This is a genomic window from Eubacterium sp. An11, from assembly GCF_002161065.1.
GTDB lineage: Bacteria > Bacillota > Clostridia > Lachnospirales > Lachnospiraceae > Anaerobutyricum > Anaerobutyricum faecale.
In genome coordinates, this window is record NZ_NFLV01000003.1 from 19552 (window position 1) to 36969 (window position 17418).

At 47.6% G+C, this 17418-nt stretch carries 19 protein-coding genes; 1 reads left to right on the plus strand and 18 read right to left on the minus strand.

Going from position 1 to position 17418, the window contains the following annotated elements; all coding sequences use genetic code 11:
• Positions 1-171 precede the first annotated feature (171 nt).
• Positions 172-933, minus strand: a complete 762-nt coding sequence (locus tag B5E53_RS03440; RefSeq protein WP_087312656.1) for a metallophosphoesterase — start codon at positions 931-933, stop codon at positions 172-174.
• Positions 934-1192: 259 nt separating this feature from the next.
• On the opposite strand from B5E53_RS03440, the gene B5E53_RS03445 reads away from it, so the two are divergent.
• Positions 1193-2539 (plus strand): MATE family efflux transporter, encoded by a 1347-nt coding sequence (locus B5E53_RS03445; protein ID WP_087312657.1) that lies wholly within the window; start codon positions 1193-1195, stop codon positions 2537-2539.
• Positions 2540-2639: 100 nt separating this feature from the next.
• On the opposite strand, the gene B5E53_RS03450 is transcribed toward B5E53_RS03445, so the two are convergent.
• From B5E53_RS03450 to B5E53_RS19655, 17 genes are all read right to left on the minus strand, one after another.
• Positions 2640-2831 (minus strand): helix-turn-helix transcriptional regulator, encoded by a 192-nt coding sequence (locus B5E53_RS03450; RefSeq protein WP_204245485.1) that lies wholly within the window; start codon positions 2829-2831, stop codon positions 2640-2642.
• 1 nt (position 2832) lies between these two features.
• Complete coding sequence (locus B5E53_RS03455) at positions 2833-3108, minus strand: hypothetical protein (protein WP_242963497.1); 276 nt, start codon at positions 3106-3108, stop codon at positions 2833-2835.
• 154 nt (positions 3109-3262) lie between these two features.
• Entirely contained in the window at positions 3263-4588 is a 1326-nt protein-coding gene (locus B5E53_RS03460; protein ID WP_087312659.1) for an MATE family efflux transporter, read from the minus strand.
• A 48-nt stretch (positions 4589-4636) separates the two neighbouring features.
• Positions 4637-5056: a MarR family transcriptional regulator gene (locus tag B5E53_RS03465; RefSeq protein WP_087312660.1), complete on the minus strand. Its 420-nt coding sequence runs from the start codon at positions 5054-5056 to the stop codon at positions 4637-4639.
• 213 nt (positions 5057-5269) lie between these two features.
• On the minus strand, positions 5270-6040 hold the full coding sequence (locus B5E53_RS03470; protein WP_087312661.1) for a carboxymuconolactone decarboxylase family protein: 771 nt from the start codon (positions 6038-6040) through the stop codon (positions 5270-5272).
• Between the two features lie 58 nt (positions 6041-6098).
• The gene (locus tag B5E53_RS03475; RefSeq protein WP_087312662.1) at positions 6099-6650 is read right to left on the minus strand and encodes a flavin reductase family protein; all 552 of its coding nucleotides are present in this window, start codon (positions 6648-6650) and stop codon (positions 6099-6101) included.
• 18 nt (positions 6651-6668) lie between these two features.
• Positions 6669-7856 (minus strand): iron-containing alcohol dehydrogenase, encoded by a 1188-nt coding sequence (locus tag B5E53_RS03480; protein ID WP_087312663.1) that lies wholly within the window; start codon positions 7854-7856, stop codon positions 6669-6671.
• A gap of 252 nt (positions 7857-8108) precedes the next feature.
• A complete protein-coding gene (locus tag B5E53_RS03485) occupies positions 8109-9329 on the minus strand; it encodes an FprA family A-type flavoprotein (protein ID WP_087312664.1) in 1221 nt (406 codons plus the stop codon).
• Between the two features lie 14 nt (positions 9330-9343).
• The gene (locus B5E53_RS03490; RefSeq protein WP_087312665.1) at positions 9344-11254 is read right to left on the minus strand and encodes an acyl-CoA dehydrogenase family protein; all 1911 of its coding nucleotides are present in this window, start codon (positions 11252-11254) and stop codon (positions 9344-9346) included.
• A 17-nt stretch (positions 11255-11271) separates the two neighbouring features.
• Positions 11272-11715, minus strand: coding sequence for an Rrf2 family transcriptional regulator (locus B5E53_RS03495; protein ID WP_242963498.1), 444 nt, complete (start codon positions 11713-11715; stop codon positions 11272-11274).
• Between the two features lie 203 nt (positions 11716-11918).
• A complete protein-coding gene (thpR, locus tag B5E53_RS03500) occupies positions 11919-12404 on the minus strand; it encodes an RNA 2',3'-cyclic phosphodiesterase (protein WP_087312666.1) in 486 nt (161 codons plus the stop codon).
• A gap of 77 nt (positions 12405-12481) precedes the next feature.
• The gene (locus B5E53_RS03505) at positions 12482-13222 is read right to left on the minus strand and encodes a metallophosphoesterase (protein WP_087312667.1); all 741 of its coding nucleotides are present in this window, start codon (positions 13220-13222) and stop codon (positions 12482-12484) included.
• 24 nt (positions 13223-13246) lie between these two features.
• On the minus strand, positions 13247-13597 hold the full coding sequence (locus B5E53_RS03510) for a nucleotide pyrophosphohydrolase (protein ID WP_087312668.1): 351 nt from the start codon (positions 13595-13597) through the stop codon (positions 13247-13249).
• A gap of 23 nt (positions 13598-13620) precedes the next feature.
• Positions 13621-15378: a DUF2075 domain-containing protein gene (locus tag B5E53_RS03515; protein WP_087312669.1), complete on the minus strand. Its 1758-nt coding sequence runs from the start codon at positions 15376-15378 to the stop codon at positions 13621-13623.
• 9 nt (positions 15379-15387) lie between these two features.
• Positions 15388-15849, minus strand: a complete 462-nt coding sequence (locus B5E53_RS03520) for a DUF1653 domain-containing protein (RefSeq protein WP_087312670.1) — start codon at positions 15847-15849, stop codon at positions 15388-15390.
• A gap of 27 nt (positions 15850-15876) precedes the next feature.
• Positions 15877-16626 (minus strand): glycerophosphodiester phosphodiesterase family protein, encoded by a 750-nt coding sequence (locus tag B5E53_RS03525; protein WP_162611774.1) that lies wholly within the window; start codon positions 16624-16626, stop codon positions 15877-15879.
• Positions 16627-16725: 99 nt separating this feature from the next.
• On the minus strand, positions 16726-17403 hold the full coding sequence (locus B5E53_RS19655; protein ID WP_275532663.1) for a winged helix-turn-helix transcriptional regulator: 678 nt from the start codon (positions 17401-17403) through the stop codon (positions 16726-16728).
• Between the last annotated feature and the right edge of the window lie 15 nt (positions 17404-17418).

Genomic DNA, 17418 nt, shown 5'->3' on the forward strand with positions numbered 1-17418 from the left:
TTATGCTCTACATGGGTGAGATATCGCCTCAGTAAGATTTAGAAGAAAGTTATGTTATTCAGATTGAATATAACACAGTATTTCGGCTGTGCGCTGTTTCGAAATGCCTGATAGTGTTGTTTTCTTTTCCATGTAGATACATCAAAAAAACGCATTATTTCCTTCTTTTCCTCACACCACCCGTACTATCTGCTCATACAGCAGAAAATCTTGTTTTGTGAATCTTTTGTTCATATGCATATGTCCCATAAACCAGTATTTATAGTCGATGGTGCATCGTATGTCTTCCAGGTATTTTGTCAGGATATCCTGTTTGTAGGAGCCGAATCCCAGCAGGGCGATGATGGAAGCAGGCGGTGAATGGGTGATGATATAATCGACATGGTTGCCGGTTTTGTCCAGATTAGCCAGACCGTTTTGCAGTTCTTTATCCGATGGCAGTTCTTCTTTCCACCAGCTTAGGCCGTCGATCCGGTACATGTATTTTCCGCGCCGGTCCAGTTTTTTGGCTTCTTCTTTCCAGTTTTCTTTTTGAAGGATTCCATCGGAAATGTCGTGGGAAGAGGCTCCTCCGAAGGCAAAGACAGTATTTCCATCAATGCAGAAGGTCTCTCCGCGCATCAGATGGAGAATGGACGGACGAATCACATGTACATTTCCACCGTAGCGGTTTTCGATGGGAAATGCGGACAGCCGGTCGAAATTCTCATGATTTCCGCAGACGAAAAGCGTGGTAAAAGGTTTTTGATCCAGCCAGTCCAGCCAATAGTTTTCATTTCTCATCGCTTTTTTGTTATCTTCCTGGCACCAGATGCCGCCGAAATCTCCGCAGATGATAACAAAATCATCTTTCGTCATTTCTTTTTGTTCCGGAAAAATGTCCGTGGAAAATCGACGGAAGTCTCCGTGGGTATCTCCCGTGATGTAAATCATATAACCCCTCCTCCCTGTGCTGGAAAATTAAATCTTCCTATTATAAAGTATAAATATTTTATCATTTATAAACATTTTACCATTAAGGGACGGGAAAACCAAGCTGAGGTTGAATAATACAGGGGAATTGGCAGTATGACGGAGCGCCGTTCCGGGCTCATGTGACCTCTTCCAGAAAGGCAAGAAATGAATTCACTTCTTGTCCTCAGAGGCAAAATAGTATAGAATAGCATCGAGAAAATTTAAAGGAGCTTTCATTATGAATTCAGAAAATAAAACTCTGGTGAAAAAATTGCTGGTGCTGGTTCTTCCTATGGCGCTGCAGAACCTTATGGCGTCGCTGGTGAGCGCCTCCGACGCGCTCATGCTTGGATTTTTAAATCAGTCTTCTTTGTCAGCGGTGTCGCTGGCGGGACAGGTGCAGTTTGTTCTGAGCTTGTTTTTAGGTGCGTTTACTATCGGAGAGTCTGTTCTTGCCGCCCAGTATTGGGGGAAAGGTGAGAAGCATCGTCTGGAGGAGATTCTCGGGATTGTGCTTCGGTTTTCCATCCTTGTTTCTTTCCTTTTTACTGTGGCTGCGCTGTGTGCGCCGGACCTTCTGATGCGGATTTTTACCAACGATGAGGAGCTAATTCGCCTCGGCGCTTCCTATCTGCGGATAACCTCATTTTCTTATTTCTTTATGGGAATCTCGCAGATTTATCTGTGTATCATGAAAAATACCGGACGGGCTTTACTGAGTACTCTCTACAGTTCTTCTTCCGTCATTTTAAATATTATCATAAACGCCATCCTCATTTTCGGTCTGCTTGGCTTTCCGAAACTTGGCATTGCAGGCGCGGCTATCGCGACGAGTATTTCCCGTGGTGTGGAGCTGGCACTCATTCTCTCTGAAAATGTACGGCAGAAAGAGATCAGGATCCGCATGAAACATATCCTGCGTCCGCCTTCCTGGCTTCAGAAAGACTACATACATTATACATGGCCGTCTCTTGCCAATCAGGTCATCTGGGGCTGCGGATTTACCATGACGTCCGTTATCATGGGGCATCTGGGAACTGACGCGGTGGCTGCCAATTCCATCGCGCAGATTGCGAAGAATCTGGCTGCCTGTCTGTGTCTGGGTATCGGAACCGGAGCCGGCATCATCATCGGCAATGAGCTGGGACAGGGCAATCTGGCGCAGGCAAAGAAGACGGGAAACAAGCTGTGCATTATCTCTCTCATTACCGGCGCGAGCTCCTGCGTGATTCTCTTTGCCTGCATCCCGGTCATCCAGGGATTCGCAGGCACGCTCAGCCCGCAGGCGCAGGATTACCTGCGGTTCATGCTGTTTGTCTGCTCCTACTATCTGATCGGCAAATCGTTCAGTGCCACCGTCATCGGCGGTATATTCAGCGCCGGCGGCGATACCCGGTTCGGACTGATCTGCGATACGATCAATATGTGGGCTATCATCGTGCCCGTGGGATGCATCGCCGCCTTTGTCCTGCATCTGCCGGTTCCGGTGGTATATTTCCTCCTGAATCTGGACGAGTTCACGAAGATGCCGCTGGAAATCTGGTACTATCGTAAGTATCGCTGGGTGAAGAATATTACAAAATAAAAAAAACTGCTGCAAGCCACAGTTCTAGCGGGAAGGAATCGCACGTATGTGTCAATACGTTCATGTTCCTTCCCGCCGTCTGTGTATATTGCGGCAGTTTTTATGATGGAGTGAAAAGCTCATCCACGGTGAGCTGCAGCTCTTTCGCGAGGCGAAAGGCCAGCGAAAGGGTCGGATCGTATTTATTATTTTCAATGGCGTTGACGGTCTGACGGGAAACGTCACATTTTCTGGCAAGCTGTTCCTGTGACAGGCCCAGCTCTTTTCTTCTTATTCTTATGATATTTTCCATCTCAGCCTCCATGCTTCCTTCTGTAGTACATCAGGGCCGCAAAATAAATGATGGCCGCCACTTCCAGCTCTATAAAAGGATTAGCGGTCATAGGCTGCGACCGAACCAGATTCTCAATGATGTCCAGCATCTTTGCTCCTGCTGTCCCAAGCAACGTAAAGGTGCTGGCTTTCCACACGATAATCTGATTACGCTCATCTCCCGGCCGGGATAGCGATACCAGCATAATAACGTCCAGAGCAATAAAAACAATGAAAATAACCCCTAAAAATATCATGGCTCCAATCGGCATATGGTTTTTCTCCTTTCTGCAAAACAAAATGTAAAATACTTTTGACATTTTTAAGATAACAAAAGAGGAGCAGAATGTCAAGAGTTTTTAACATTTTGCTCCCGCTCTTTTTTCACAGAAAATGTATTTATCAGAAAAACTATAACTTCTTCTTAATGTGTCTCCACATGATCACCGACAGCACAACTGCGATATAGTCGGTGATACTCTGCCCGTAGATCACGCCATTCAGCCCAAACAGCCTGTCCAGGAGGTACAGAAGCGGGATCAGCAGGATGCCCTGGCGCAGCACGGAGAGCACGGTTGCCGGGAAAGCGTGTCCCACTGACTGCATGCAGTTCATGTTCATGAACAGGATGCCGATGACCGGGCCGGACAGCATGTAGCCGATGAGCATCTGTACGCCATAAGCGACCACGTCGTTGTCGTTGATGAATATACGGATGATCGGCTCTCTGCATACATAATACAGGATAACCGAGGCAATGCCCACGACAATGCAGCATATTTTTGTAAAACGCTCCACCGCCTGAAAACGCTGCATATTTTCCGCTCCGTAATTATATCCCAGCAGTGGCTGCACACCGTTGGCAAGACCCATCTGCAGGAAAGTGATAAACATGTTTGCTTTGAACACAATGCCGATAGCCGCCACCGGCGCATTGCCGTAGACCACCAGAATCTGGTTAAGGATAATAGTGGAAATGCTCATGAGGCCGGAAAAAATCGCTGTCGGCAGTCCAATGGTGCAGACCTTGACGAGAATCTCCTCGCCGCATGTAAAATATCGGGGGCTGATGGAGAAGATCTTCGTCTTCTTCAGGAAATACCAGAGATAATACAGGCAGGCCAGTACATTTCCTATGGTAGTGGCAATGGCGGCGCCCGCCGCGCCCATACCAAGCCCGGAGATAAAAATCGGGTCCAGCACGATGTTGGCGATGGTTCCAATCATATTTCCAATCATGGCCTCCTTGCTGGCTCCCTCCACGCGGAGTATGAAACTAGAGGCCGCGGACCAGATGATAAACGGCGCGCCGTAAGAAATGTGCAGCGTATACCCCCGCGCAAAGGCGTAGGTCTCGGCATTGGCGCCGAACAGAGTTAGTATAGGGCGCATGAAAACAAGCAGCAGGATCATGAAGACCACGCCCACAGCCAGCGACGCAAAAAATACAAACGATGTGACGTTTTTTACTCTCTTTTCTTTTTTCTTACCCAGTGCCACAGACGCCACGGCGCTGCCGCCCATTCCCAGCATGTTGGCAAAGGCCATCAGCAGAATAAAAATCGGGTTTGTCAGGCTGACTGCCGCCACCTGCAGGGCGTCGCCGGTCTGTCCCACAAAAAATGTATCGGCCATATTGTAGATTACGGTAACTAAACTGCTGACGACGCTCGGCACGGCCATCTTCGCCACCGCCTTTGACACTTTCATCTCTGCCATTAATTCATGTTCATTCATCGTTGTTCTTCCTCTCTTGTCATCTTATAATATGTTTTTACGGCATCGTCACTCCTCAAGATTGTGAAACATTTTCTCTGCCAGACGCAGAAACATTTTCTGTTCCTCGTCGGTGATGCCGTCCAGGAGCCGCCGCTCGGTCTCCACGATCTCTTCCTCCAGAGCTAAGCGGATCTTGTCCGCTTTTTCGGTGAAAATCAGTTTTTTCAGCCGGCCGTCGGTCTCGTCGGGTACCCGGGAAATCATCTCCTGTTTCTCCAGACTTCTTAAAATACTGCTGGCTGTGGGAGGACGCAGATCGAACTCCTCCTCAATATCTTTCTGATAGACATTGCGCCGGGAGCCTTCCGCCAGAATATAGTTAAGAATCCGTCCCTGCGCTTCGCTGATGCCGATAGATTCCTGCACTGCCTGGGAACGCCGGCGGAGGCGGTGGGATATTTTGTTGATGATCATTCCCGTTTCCATAAATGTACTCCTTCCTTCTGGTTTGCGTCCAAATTACAATTACTTAGTTTTCTAAGTATTTTAATACTGGTTTCCGGAAATGTCAAGAAATGAAAAAAGAGCCAGTCCGCAAAAAGCAGACTGGCTCGATGAAACAGAGAATTTCGCTCCTCTGCATCTATTTTATAAAATAACATATTGAAATCATTTTTTATAGAAAGATATTTTTATATTCTATGCATCTGCACCGGCAGCAAGCTGTTCTGTCACTTCATCAATAATACCCATGGCATTTAAGCTGCGGGGATATCCGATGTATGGCATGCACTGTTCCACCACGCTGTACAGCTTTTCTTTGTCATTTCCGACGGACAAGTTCCCTGCCGTGTGGCCGCGAAGCTGATTTTCACAGCCGCCCTGCGCGAGGATAAAACAAAATGTGATCATTTCCCGTTCCTGGTCGTTGAGGCCGGTTCGGGTGTAGTAGTCGCCAAAGCAGTTGTCGGCCAGCCAGCGGTTGATATTGCGCCGCAGAGCCGGAGCATCGGTCTGCTGTTTTTTCATGCCCGGCCCGAACAGAGCGACCTGTTTGTCGAGTCCCGCCTGGAAACGGCTCTCTTCGGTGGTTGTGCTCTGAGGAGCGAGCGGCAGTGTCACCCCGCATTTTTCCATAATCCGGTTGGTGGCAACGAGGAAATCGTAGACGCGTCCGATGCCAAGATAGGCGGTTGCCTGGTATACGGTTTCCTTGATGGTTACCGGGTCAACGCCGCTTTTTAATGCGGCATAGAGCATATTCTGATACTCGCCCAGGCCCTGGCATCCCAGCAACGCCGAGAGGATACAGAGCATTTGCTCCTTCTGCGTCAGTTTGCTTTCCTTCACAGTTTCATTCTGAGAAAAATTTGCCACAATATCCACCCATTCCGGGTCAGTGGCAGAAAGTGTATTTTCTTCCATGCCCTCAAACAAATCCTGCACTCTTTTCTTTGCTTCGTTGTTCATTCTATCGCCTCCTGATAGTTACCGCAATAATAGAAAGATTTTATTATATAAAGCACATTTATTTTAACGCCTTTCCATCGGAAAATGCTTTTCCTACGCAGTCGCCAAGTCTATAATATTTAAGTCCTACGGTGTCATAGGTGATCGGAGCAAATTTCTCCAGACTGATGGTTCCCTCCTGATCGAGGATACTTTCATCGGCACTGACGTTGACAATCCGTCCGAGAATCAGGCCGTCCAGAACTTTGATCATCTCACACTCCAGCGTCAGTGGCAGTTCGTTGATGACAGGCGCATTGACAAAATCACTCTTTGTTGTGGTAAAACCGGCTTTTTCCATCTTGCGCGGTTCGTCTTTTCCGGAAACCAGCCCCACATAGTCGCAGGCAGCCACATGATCGACATCCGCCATGCTGACAGTAAATGCTTTGTTTGTCATGATGTTATCGGTGGTTTGATGGCTGCCGAGGGAGATGATAATCTCATCCATGCCAACGATACCGCCCCACGCGGCGTTCATGGCGTTGGATTCTCCTTTTTCATTGTAGCTGCCGATGATCATTACCGGCTGTGGGAACAGAAAAGGTTTCGCACCAAAATTTTTTCTCATAATATATACCTCCATTTTTTAACGATAAGATTCTTTATAAATAGACACACAGTCTTCGTCGGTCAGTTCGCAAGGATCGTTCAGGAAATTGATGCCAAGCGTTGCTCGGGCGTTCTTTGCCATTTCTTCAAATTCTTCCGGTCTGATGCCATAATCAGACATTTTCAGATCTGCTACGCCGCATTTTTCCTGAAGATTCATCAGTGCGGTGATAAAGTCTTCCGGTTTGTCCGCGTCTTTCATTCCCATGAGCTGTGCCATTTCAATGAAACGATCGTCGCACACATGGCGGTTGACGAAAAAGCTGTAGTATGCTTTGGAAATCATGATAAGTCCAGCTCCATGAGGCAGATTTTCATGATAAGCGCTCATGGCGTGCTCCAGTGCGTGGGCGCTGGTACAGGAACCTACGCACATCTGAATACCGGACAGGTAGCTGCCAAAGGCCACTTTGCCCATGGCGTCCAGATCCTGCGGATCCTCAATGGTTGTTACCAGATTCTCTGCCACATTGCGGATGGCTTCACTGGCAACCATCTTGCTCATTTCATTTCTCTGTCTGGAAATAAAACCTTCTGTGCTGTGGAACATGGCATCAAAGCCCTGATACGCCTTAAACTTTGACGGGACGGTTGTCATCAGTTCCGGATCGATGATGGCGAGAACCGGCATGGTGCCTGGACCAAATACGCCGGTCTTTTCCTTTGTTTCCGGATTAGTGATCACGCCGCCGGCATCCGTCTCAGAACCGGTGCCTGCCGTCGTGGTGATCGCGACGATCGGGAGACAAGGATTAGCCGGCCACTGTTTTTTCCCGCTTCCAAGCATCACGTAATCCCACAGGTCGCCGCCGTTGGTCGCCATGAGACCGATGGCTTTGGCTGCATCCATGACACTGCCGCCGCCCAGGGCCACGATGAAATCACAGCCATTTTCACTGGCGAATCGTCCTCCTTCTTCCACAACCGGTTTGGTCGGGTTGGCTCCCACTTTATCAAAAATCACATAGTCCACGCCAGCCTGGGACAGCTCGTTCTCCAGACGGTCCAGATACCCGTTGGCCCGTGTGGATTTTCCGTTGGAAATGACGACCAGGGCCTTCTTACCATGCACTGCACCCATGGGTGAGCTGATCTGTGTATGAAGTTCACTGAGCTTTCCCGGCCCGAAAATTGCATTGGTGGAAACAGCGAAATTAAAACTCATAGCATTGTCCTCCTGCTTATATTATAAATGTATTGCTGTGACAGTTCTGACGGAAATTCCTCCGTGAGGAACTGTCGTTTCTCAATTTCTGCTTTCATTATAATGAGCGGCTTTTAAAATGTACAATGCCAATTATACAGTCTGCTCTAACTAAAACGCATAGCAGAAAATGCAGGAGGGCAGACAGACAGGGGCGCAGCCACTTCCGCCTGGTTTGGGAAGTGGCTGCGCCCCGAAGTCCTTCTTACATATCTATTCTTTTTCTTCCATAGAATCAATAATGGCGTCGGCCAGCATATCAAGCTCTGCTGCCTTGCTGTCATGCAGAGCGGACGCCAGACTCAGACGTTCATTGAGTACCGTCATATTTTTCATCTCTTCATCCACAAACTTCTGCATCAAATCTCCGGATTTACATGCCCACGAACCATTTTCGATGATGGCAAAGGTCCTGTGCTGCAGGTTCAGCGCTTTGATGTGCATCAGATAATCGTGCATCACCGGGTAAATTCCCAGATTATATGTCACGCTGGCCAGTACGATGTGACTCAGACGGAACGATTCCGATACCAGCTGGGAAACATGGGTGTTGGAGACATCGTAAACCCACACATTGGTCATTCCCTTTTCGCAGAGCCTGGAAGCCAGCGCCTGGGCTGCCGCCTCCGTGTTGCCGTACATGGACGCGTAAGCGATCATGACGCCTTTTTCTTCCGGCTCATAACGGCTCCATTTGTCATATTTGTCAATGAAGTACATCAGATTCTCCCGCCATACCGGTCCGTGCAGCGGACAGATGTATTTAATCTGATCCAGGATACCGGAAGCTTTCTTCAGCAGAAGCTGCACATGAGGGCCATACTTGCCAACGATGTTGGTCAGGTATCTTCTGGCGTCGTCAATCCAGTCTCTGTCAAAGTTCATTTCGTCTGCAAAGAGTTTACCGTCCAGTGCTCCGAAGGAGCCAAAGGCGTCGGCGGAGAATAAAGCGCCGTTGGTGGTGTCGAAGGTCACCATGGCTTCCGGCCAGTGTACCATCGGAGCCTCCACGAAGGTCACCGTATGGCCGCCGAAGTTGTAAGTGTCTCCTTCTTTGACCTCGATGAGTTCATGGCTGTCCACATGGAAACCGAATTGCCGCATGAGCATGAAGGATTTTTCTGTGGAGATGATCTTCACATCCGGCCAGCGCAGAAGAATCTCCTCGATGGACGCGCCGTGATCCGGTTCCATATGGTTAATCACCAGGTAATCGAGAACTCTCTCGCCCAGGAGATGCTCTACATTTTCCAGAAGCTGCCGGCAGGCGGACCAGTCTACCGTATCGAACAAAACGGTTTTTTCGTCCAGCAGCAGATAAGCGTTGTAGGATACTCCGCGGGGAATCGGGTGAATATTTTCAAATAAATGTAATCTATGATCGTTTGCCCCTACCCAGTAGAGGTCTTCAGTTATATTTCGTACACAATACATCCTCTTTTCCTCCTTTACGCTTCAATAAATTTATCCTTGCCTTCCGCACATTCCGGACATACCCACTCTTCCGGCAGTTTTTCAAAGAGGGTTCCCGGTGCGATCTCAGCATCCGGATCGCCAAGTTCCGGAACATATTCATAGCCGCAGCCGCCGCAGACATATCTCTTGCCGATCGGTTCCGGCTTAGGAGGCGTCGGACGTTTCATCTTCACCATAGGAGGCGCCGGCTGTTTTTCTCCGGTATCCAGTGCCTTTGTGAGGAGCGGAAGAAGCTCATTCACATCGCCCACAATGCCGTAATCGCAGTTTTTAAAGATCGGAGCCCCGGCATTTTTATTGATGGCAACGATGGTGGAAGCATCTTTGATTCCTTTCAAATGCTGCACCGCACCGGAAATACCACAGGCAATGTACAGATTACCGACAAACTTCTGACCGGACATACCCACGTAGCGGTCAAGCGGTACATACTGGAGAGTTTCCGCCACCGGACGGGACGAGCCGATGGCCGCGCCACTGGCTTTCGCCAGATCTTCGATCAGTTTCATGTTTTCTTTGCTGCCGATACCCTGTCCGGCGGAAACCACCCGCTCTGCCTGGGAGATCGGAGTATCTATCGGAATACCAACAGTAAAATCATGGCCGTCTTTTTTCAGGTGCTCTACCAGCTCCGCAACCTTTTCTTCGGCAGAGCCATCCCGGAAAATGTGATTCTTCCTGATGCCGGTCACCGGGGCCGGTTTCTTTGGTCTGCTGGAAGAACCATGCTCACTTTTCGGCGGTTTTCCCATGATGGAGGAGGCGATAACCACTCTCTGAATCTCGTTGGTTCCTTCGTAAATGGTCGTAATCTTCGCATCACGGTACGCACGTTCCACATCCATACCTTTCATGAAACCGGCGCCGCCGTGAATCTGCATGGCGTCGTTGGTGACTTCCAGAGCGATATCCGAAGCGTACATTTTTGCCATGGCGGCCTCGGTGCCGTAAGATTCATGATGCTCTTTCAGCTCGGCTGCCGAATAAACGAGGAAACGTGCGCAGCGCAGTTTTGTTGCCATATCGGCCAGCTTAAAGGAAATGGACTGCTGGAATCCGATCGGTTTTCCAAACTGTACTCTCTCTTTTGCATACTCCACTGCCGCGTCGTTGGCTCCCTGAGCGATGCCCAGCGCCTGAGCCGCGATACCGATGCGGCCGCCGTCCAGAGTAGCCATGGCGATTTTAAACCCTTCGCCTTCTTTTCCGAGGAGATTTTCCTTCGGAACGATAACGTCGTTAAAAATTAATTCTGCTGTGGAAGAAGAACGGATGCCCATTTTGTCATAATGGTCGCCAAAATCAAAGCCCTTCCAGCCCTTTTCCACGATGAATGCCGAGATACCGCGGGTTCCGATGTCCGGCGTGGTAACGGCAAACACCACATAGGTATCGGCCTTCGGTGCATTGGTGATAAAGATCTTTCCTCCGTTTAATACGTAATGGTCTCCTTTGAGAACCGCCGTTGTTTCCGTGCCACCCGCATCGGAACCGGCATTGGTTTCTGTCAGACCGAAAGCGCCCAGCTTTTCACCTTTTGCCAGAGGTACCAAATATTTCTGTTTCTGCTCTTCTGTTCCAAAAGCAAAAATCGGCCAGGAGCCAAGTGAAACATGGGCCGATAAAATAACCCCTGTTCCGCCGTCTACTCTGGAAAGTTCTTCCACTGCGATAGCGTAGCTGATCACATCCAGTCCCGCGCCGCCGTATTCCTTTGGATAAGGGAGTCCCATGAGACCCATCTCTCCCATTTTTTTCACGGCTTCTTCCGGGAAACGATTCTCCTTATCCAGGAGAAATGCGATCGGTTTCACTTCTTTCTCCGCAAAAGCTCTCACTTTCGCCCGAAAATCTTCGTGTTCCTGTGACGTTTTAAAATACATACGGGTACCTCCTTTTCTTATGATTTCCTGTTGTTTGTCTGTCCCTCCTGTGTGGAAGGCCCAAATATCAAATCATACAGGCTGTGACTCTTCAGTTCATTGTCCAGATTCCTCTGAATCACAGATAATCTCTGATGAATCTGGCAGATCTGCCTGTTCTGTTCCCGCCAGCTGCACTCATATCCCTGCTGCATACAGGCGGACAGCAGCGTCACTTCATCCATTGCTACCATCAACTCATATAAAGAAATGTCATGCAAATCCACCTGCAGGCGGCATCCTCCCTCCGCCCCTCGGGTCACCGACAGGATACCGGCACGATGCAGCTTCCTCACGATCTTGTAAGCAAACTGCTGAGGAATCAAATGTTCTTCCGCAATGTGAACGACACTTTTCTGACTGCCATCTGAAACCGCGCGTATAATTCGAAGCGCATAATCTGTCTCTCTTGTAAGAATCATCCTTTTCTCCTCCGATTCTGTCTCTGTTTTTAGATCTGCTTTTTCTTTTCTCAGGTGATGAGCTCATCATATCAATCTGGACAAAAATAGTCAAGATTAAATGCAGAGAAAATAGTAACTTTGTATATTGTGTTAAAAATTACTCGCATGTTTTTAGTTATATTTACTCATTTACTTGTTTTCCGAACAGCTTTGACCCTCAGCTACAACTCCCGGTAAATCACTTTTCCATCTCTCATCTCCGACTTCATAAGCGACACTTTCTCCACCACCATCTCCGCTCTCGGGAGTTTCGCCTGATACGGCTTTTTGGCTGAAGATTTTCTGACCAGCGTGATATGCGGCACAAAATGGTCATGGTCAAAAGGAATCTCGTTTTGCTGCAATGCCGTCCGCAGCTCTTTGACGTAAGTTTTTAGCTTCTGATTCCCTTTCACGCCAGCCCAGAGGAGATTGCCGAAACGGCCCTGCTCTGAAAGCGTCAGGCGAAAATGTGGCATCGGAACCTGCTCTATCACTCGTTTCACCTTGTCCGGATCTCCGTATTCGCCGATGAAAGCCAGTGTCATATGCAGATTCTGTGCCGGAACATAACGGCCCTCCACGCCTTGCTTCTTTAATTGGTGCATATAAGCGATGAGAGCATTTTTCATTTCTTTAGAGAGTGTTATAGCTATAAATAATCGCATGGATACCCCCCTTTATAAAATTCTATTTCTTCGTCGCGGTTGTAATGTATGGTTAATTCATAGAAGTACCCATTTGCTCATGACAACACTAACGCCGGCCGGAAATTCAGATAATCCCCCGACACAAGCATATAGTTGACGCCGCGATACTCTCCCCGGATACTGTCCCCGAAGCGGCTCTCGCCGTGGCAGTGAGAATATACCACTGTCTCCACACCGTATTCTTCTGCAATCTCCGTAAACGGGGACGTCTTTTCCAGGATGTTTGTCGGCGGATAATGAAGAAACATGATAAACTTCCGGTATCCTGCCGCCTTTGCCTGCCGGAACGAATCCCGCAGACGTTCCATTTCCCGGGACACCAGTTTCCGGGCATGGGCTTCTTTCTCTTCGTCCCAGCCCATAATCTGCCCCCGGCGGTTCAGATAGAACGGTCCCTCAAAGGTATAGCCCTTGGTTCCTACCAGCGCGTAATCTTCATACGGGACAAAATTATTCTGCAGAAAAAACAGCTTTCCGCTGTACATTTCATTGAGGCGATTGGTCTTTTTGGCGTCCCAGAACATATCATGATTCCCCCGCAGAAGAATCTTCTGTCCCGGAAGCTGCTCGATGAACGCCAGATCCTCCTCGCACTCCGCCAGCTTTCTCCCCCAGGAATGATCGCCGGTGAGCACAAGAGTATCCTCCGGCTTTACGATTTTATTGACATATTTCTCTATTTTTCTTTCATGATTCTTCCAGACCCGCCCGAATTTGTCCATGGATTTATCGGCCTGGAAACTCAAATGCAGGTCGCCCAGCGCGTAAAGAGACATGGCTGACACCTTCTTTCTTTTTTGTCAATCTATTATTCCGTTTTTCAGCTCCGTATATTTCTCCTTACTCCCGTAGGCCTTCTCCACGGGATACTTCTCCGCGTTTTTCTTCACCTTTTCCCGGATAATCTCATCCATGTCAAGGCCGCAGGCGTCTGCCATCAGGATACAATAATTGAGCACATCGGCCAGCTCCTCCCGGATTTTATCCATCTTATCCTCACAGCGGACATCTTCCGCGCTCCACTGAAATACTTCCAGCAGCTCCGCCGCCTCCAGAGAAATGGAGATGGCAAGGTCTTTGGGGTTATGAAACTGTTTCCAGTTGCGCTCATCTCTGAAATGTAATACCTGATTGATGGTTTCCTGGTTCATTTTTAGTCCTCTTTCTGTTTGTGTTATCGTTTTGCCGCCTCCAAAAGAGCTTTTCGCAGCTCTTCATCGCAGGCATAAATGTACAGACCTTCCACGCCGCGGGTCATCAGCACCCGAACTTCATGTTGAATGAGGGTTTCTCCAAACTTTCGCTTGCTGCCATCAGACAGCGTCCGGTTCCGCACTGCTTTTGCATTGCAGCTTTCCGATGGGTCAAATATGATCTCTCCGTTCCGGTATTTCACCGACGGCCCGAGAATGACGCCGGCATAGTTCAGATCAAATCCCTGTATGGTAAATGTGGAGCCAACTTCATCGATGGTCTGCGGCTGTTCTGCCCAGGAAAGGGATTTGTTGGCTTTTTTTGTTTTCTTATCCATATTACGCTCCAATTCCCTGTTCCACGGCTTATGCCAGTTTCCGATGATAACCTCCCAATACTGGGACATTTCATCCGCCCGCGCATTTTTCTGATTATATTCCCAGTCATAAGAGGCAATGATTCTGGACAGCTTATGTTTTTCATCGGAGGCCTTTTCCCGCAAAGCAGCTTCCAGATTAGCAGGCGTCTCAAAGATCTGAATATCATACCCTCCAAGATTTTCCGGCAATTTGAAAAGCTGCTGCTCTTTTGTAAATGCATCGAGCCAGTCCATCATTTCTTTCGATGCTCGCAATCGGAGCTGCTTCGTCAGTTCAAAATAATTATTCTGCTTTTTGGCCAGCTCCCGGTACTCTTCCAGAATCTTTGCCTCCCAGTACTGCTCCGTGGTGAGAATCTGGTTTTCATCAAACATGACGACGGTAACCTTTGCCCGTTCAATAATATCCTTTAGCTGATTGCTTCCCTGATAAGCCTGTTTGCCCTGAGTCAGCAGCAAATGTGCCTCATCGATAAAAGCCACGTCCACAGGGTCTTCCGGCGAATGGTGATTAATAAACGTCGTCGGTTTGCAGACGACTTCTCCATATTCATCCGTGAGTCCCAGCTTCCTGGCAATCTGCTGATAGACGCCGACCTGTTCGTCATGATTGACCATCATAAAACAGGATAGCGACTCCATCTTACTTTCTTTTGCCCGGACAAAAATCTCATAAAATGTACTGCTGTTCAATACGGTTTTCCCGGTGCCAGCCTCTCCCTCAATGAAGATCAGTTGTCTGCCCTGTCCGGTTTTCAGCGCGTCAAAAACCCTGCGAAGAATACATTCTTTAATGTTTTCCTGATCTTCCGTCAGTTTGTGAAGAGGCGAAGCCTTAAATACAGCCGAATCTTTAATGGCACTTTCCGTCGGAAATAATTCTTTATTATCCCTGCGAAGCCTTCTCCATATCATCTGAAAGATTCCGTCAGTCTCTCCATCCGGATAGTATCTGTTCTGGGGATTGCCCCTGAGATTATGAATTTTCCGCACCCGATCTGCGCTCATCATATAGTGCATCAGCCGGTTTTCTATATCCAATGTCATCGATTTATTAAAATGTTCATGTCCGATAATATAAAGACTTGCTTTATTCTCAAACAGATCATGCTGCCAGCTGTCAGTTTTTCTCCGGTCATCATAATGCTGTTTTGTCCTCTGGACAATGTCATTGGACTCTCCGATGTATACCTCATATTCCCCGGTCTTCTTCCAGTTATGGATATACACGGTTGGAAAATGCAGCAAAATCTCCTCTTCTTTGGAAGGCTCCTGCTGAACCAGCTCATCCTGAAACCGCTGCAGCTCCTGTATATTATCCTCTATTTTTCTGACGATTGGTTGTATCTTTCCTGCCATAATGCTTCCTTACATTTCCACTTTCTCAAACCGGTATTTCTGCTTAATCTCCGGGTATTTCTCCCTGTCCACTTCACTCATAAACATGGCGTACGGTCTGGCGCACACCTTAAACGGCGCATACAACGCCTGGTAAATGACCAGCCGCTCGCCGGTCTCCGTATGCTGCGCAAAGGCCAGAACCTTATAAAGATACTCCGATGTCTCCGCAGACACCCATTCTCTTTTAAAATGTCTCACAATATCTCCCACATGGATATCCCGCTGGATGTTTTCTGCATTTTCTTCTTTCGGCGCCTCCGGCTCTGTATCCAGTTCCGTATATTCCTCTTTATCCAGAGATACCGGCACTCCGGTTCTGCCGGAAATATGCACGCCGCCGTACCAGGTTCCCTCTATCTCAAAAATATCGCCAATCTCATATTCCGGGCTGAATTCGTCGTTCTTTTTTATGATTCTGATTCTGCTCATTTTTACTGCTCCTGTTCTGTTTTGCAATTATTTAACATTTTTCTTCTCATCCGGCACAAAACTGTCAAAAATGATAACCTGAAAGATTCCCTTCGCCCTTTCCAGCTCATCCTGATTTCTGATGGTCCAGCCTACATTTTCCACATCATAGATCTTCCTGCACAAGGTGTAAGCCAGGCTGCCACTCCATATGTGGTTAAAAGCGATAAAATCAGGCCTGGCTTTGAAATTCAGCAGCAAATTAGTCAGAATAAATTTTTCTGACCATTTCCGCCTTGGCTCGTCCAGGAAAAAATTAGTGCTGAGCTGTCCTCGAATCACAGCCGGCCGGTTTTTTCGGAACCATTCCACAGCAAGAGGATGGAAGGACTCCATACAATAACAGCCGGAGTAACCATCCATAATCTCTGCCATGACTTTTGTCGTTTCTTTCCAGTTCCCCTCCGGTTTCACCTCGACAATTAACGGAACTTTTCCGTCCACAACCTTCAGAACATCTTCAAACAGAGGAATCCTCTCTCTGGATATTCCCAGAAAATATTCCTGCAATTCGGCATATGTACAATCACGTAACAGGCGGTCTGCGCGACACAGCCTCCTCAGTGATTCGTCATGAAATACTACCAGTTTATGGTCCATTGTCAGCTGAACATCCAGTTCAATGCCATATCCCTGATCCACGGCCCGCTTAAACGCCGGAATCGAATTCTCCGGTATGCCGTTTTCATTATCAAACAGTCCTCTGTGAGCAATATACTGCTTCTCAAAAACAGCCATTTCCTGCCGCCTTGAAGTATTTGGCCTGATGCAGTATAAAAATACAATTGCAATCAAAATTATTACGATGCATATTCCAATAATTATTGTTGTCATTGTTTAAATCCCCTTTGTTATTATCCATTTTCCGCGGCTTCTTCCGTTGACACGCTGCAGAATGTTTTTCTTTTTTAATCTGCTTATAATCCTTTGAATGGTTCGTATTGATTTTCCCGTCCTCTCAGAAAGCATCTTCTGTGCGATGTCAGGATTTTCTTCAATAAAACTTAAAACCAGATTTTCATCTGACGTAAGCTCTAAATCGTCATCCAAACCGCCATTTTGGCGGTTAGAAGATTTTTTATTGGCGGTTAGAACTTCAGCAGTATTGTCTGCATCCGGAAAATAATCCAAATGCAGATATCTGTTCTTCAATTCAAAATTTGTTCCCAAAAGCAGATTACTGAAAAACAGTTCCAGATATTTTGTTGTAGAATAAATCCCTTTCCGCAGATTGCTGTAATTAGCTCTTACCAGTGCGTTTCTAAAATACCAGGAATGTCTCTCAAACATATTATTATTAATCTGAAAACCAAGAGTATTCAAATACTTAATCATGAATACCGCTGTTGCCTGCGTATTTCCCTCATAAAAAGGATGAATCTGCCAAATATCACAGGTAAATTTTGATAAATGACCAATGATCTCTTCCATGGAAAGCCCGTTATAAGAAAATTGCTTTTCCGTATTAAAATCATATTCCATTGTTTCCCGGATATTTGTATAAGAAGAATACACAACCGATTCTCCTTT

Coding starts and splice junctions, on each gene's coding strand:
- B5E53_RS03440 (WP_087312656.1), bottom strand. CDS start 933: ATGATTTACATCACGGGAGATACCCACGGAGACTTCCGTCGATTTTCC.
- B5E53_RS03445 (WP_087312657.1), top strand. CDS start 1,193: ATGAATTCAGAAAATAAAACTCTGGTGAAAAAATTGCTGGTGCTGGTT.
- B5E53_RS03450 (WP_204245485.1), bottom strand. CDS start 2,831: ATGGAAAATATCATAAGAATAAGAAGAAAAGAGCTGGGCCTGTCACAG.
- B5E53_RS03455 (WP_242963497.1), bottom strand. CDS start 3,108: ATGATATTTTTAGGGGTTATTTTCATTGTTTTTATTGCTCTGGACGTT.
- B5E53_RS03460 (WP_087312659.1), bottom strand. CDS start 4,588: ATGAATGAACATGAATTAATGGCAGAGATGAAAGTGTCAAAGGCGGTG.
- B5E53_RS03465 (WP_087312660.1), bottom strand. CDS start 5,056: ATGGAAACGGGAATGATCATCAACAAAATATCCCACCGCCTCCGCCGG.
- B5E53_RS03470 (WP_087312661.1), bottom strand. CDS start 6,040: ATGAACAACGAAGCAAAGAAAAGAGTGCAGGATTTGTTTGAGGGCATG.
- B5E53_RS03475 (WP_087312662.1), bottom strand. CDS start 6,650: ATGAGAAAAAATTTTGGTGCGAAACCTTTTCTGTTCCCACAGCCGGTA.
- B5E53_RS03480 (WP_087312663.1), bottom strand. CDS start 7,856: ATGAGTTTTAATTTCGCTGTTTCCACCAATGCAATTTTCGGGCCGGGA.
- B5E53_RS03485 (WP_087312664.1), bottom strand. CDS start 9,329: ATGTATTGTGTACGAAATATAACTGAAGACCTCTACTGGGTAGGGGCA.
- B5E53_RS03490 (WP_087312665.1), bottom strand. CDS start 11,254: ATGTATTTTAAAACGTCACAGGAACACGAAGATTTTCGGGCGAAAGTG.
- B5E53_RS03495 (WP_242963498.1), bottom strand. CDS start 11,715: ATGATTCTTACAAGAGAGACAGATTATGCGCTTCGAATTATACGCGCG.
- thpR (WP_087312666.1), bottom strand. CDS start 12,404: ATGCGATTATTTATAGCTATAACACTCTCTAAAGAAATGAAAAATGCT.
- B5E53_RS03505 (WP_087312667.1), bottom strand. CDS start 13,222: ATGTCTCTTTACGCGCTGGGCGACCTGCATTTGAGTTTCCAGGCCGAT.
- B5E53_RS03510 (WP_087312668.1), bottom strand. CDS start 13,597: ATGAACCAGGAAACCATCAATCAGGTATTACATTTCAGAGATGAGCGC.
- B5E53_RS03515 (WP_087312669.1), bottom strand. CDS start 15,378: ATGGCAGGAAAGATACAACCAATCGTCAGAAAAATAGAGGATAATATA.
- B5E53_RS03520 (WP_087312670.1), bottom strand. CDS start 15,849: ATGAGCAGAATCAGAATCATAAAAAAGAACGACGAATTCAGCCCGGAA.
- B5E53_RS03525 (WP_162611774.1), bottom strand. CDS start 16,626: ATGGCTGTTTTTGAGAAGCAGTATATTGCTCACAGAGGACTGTTTGAT.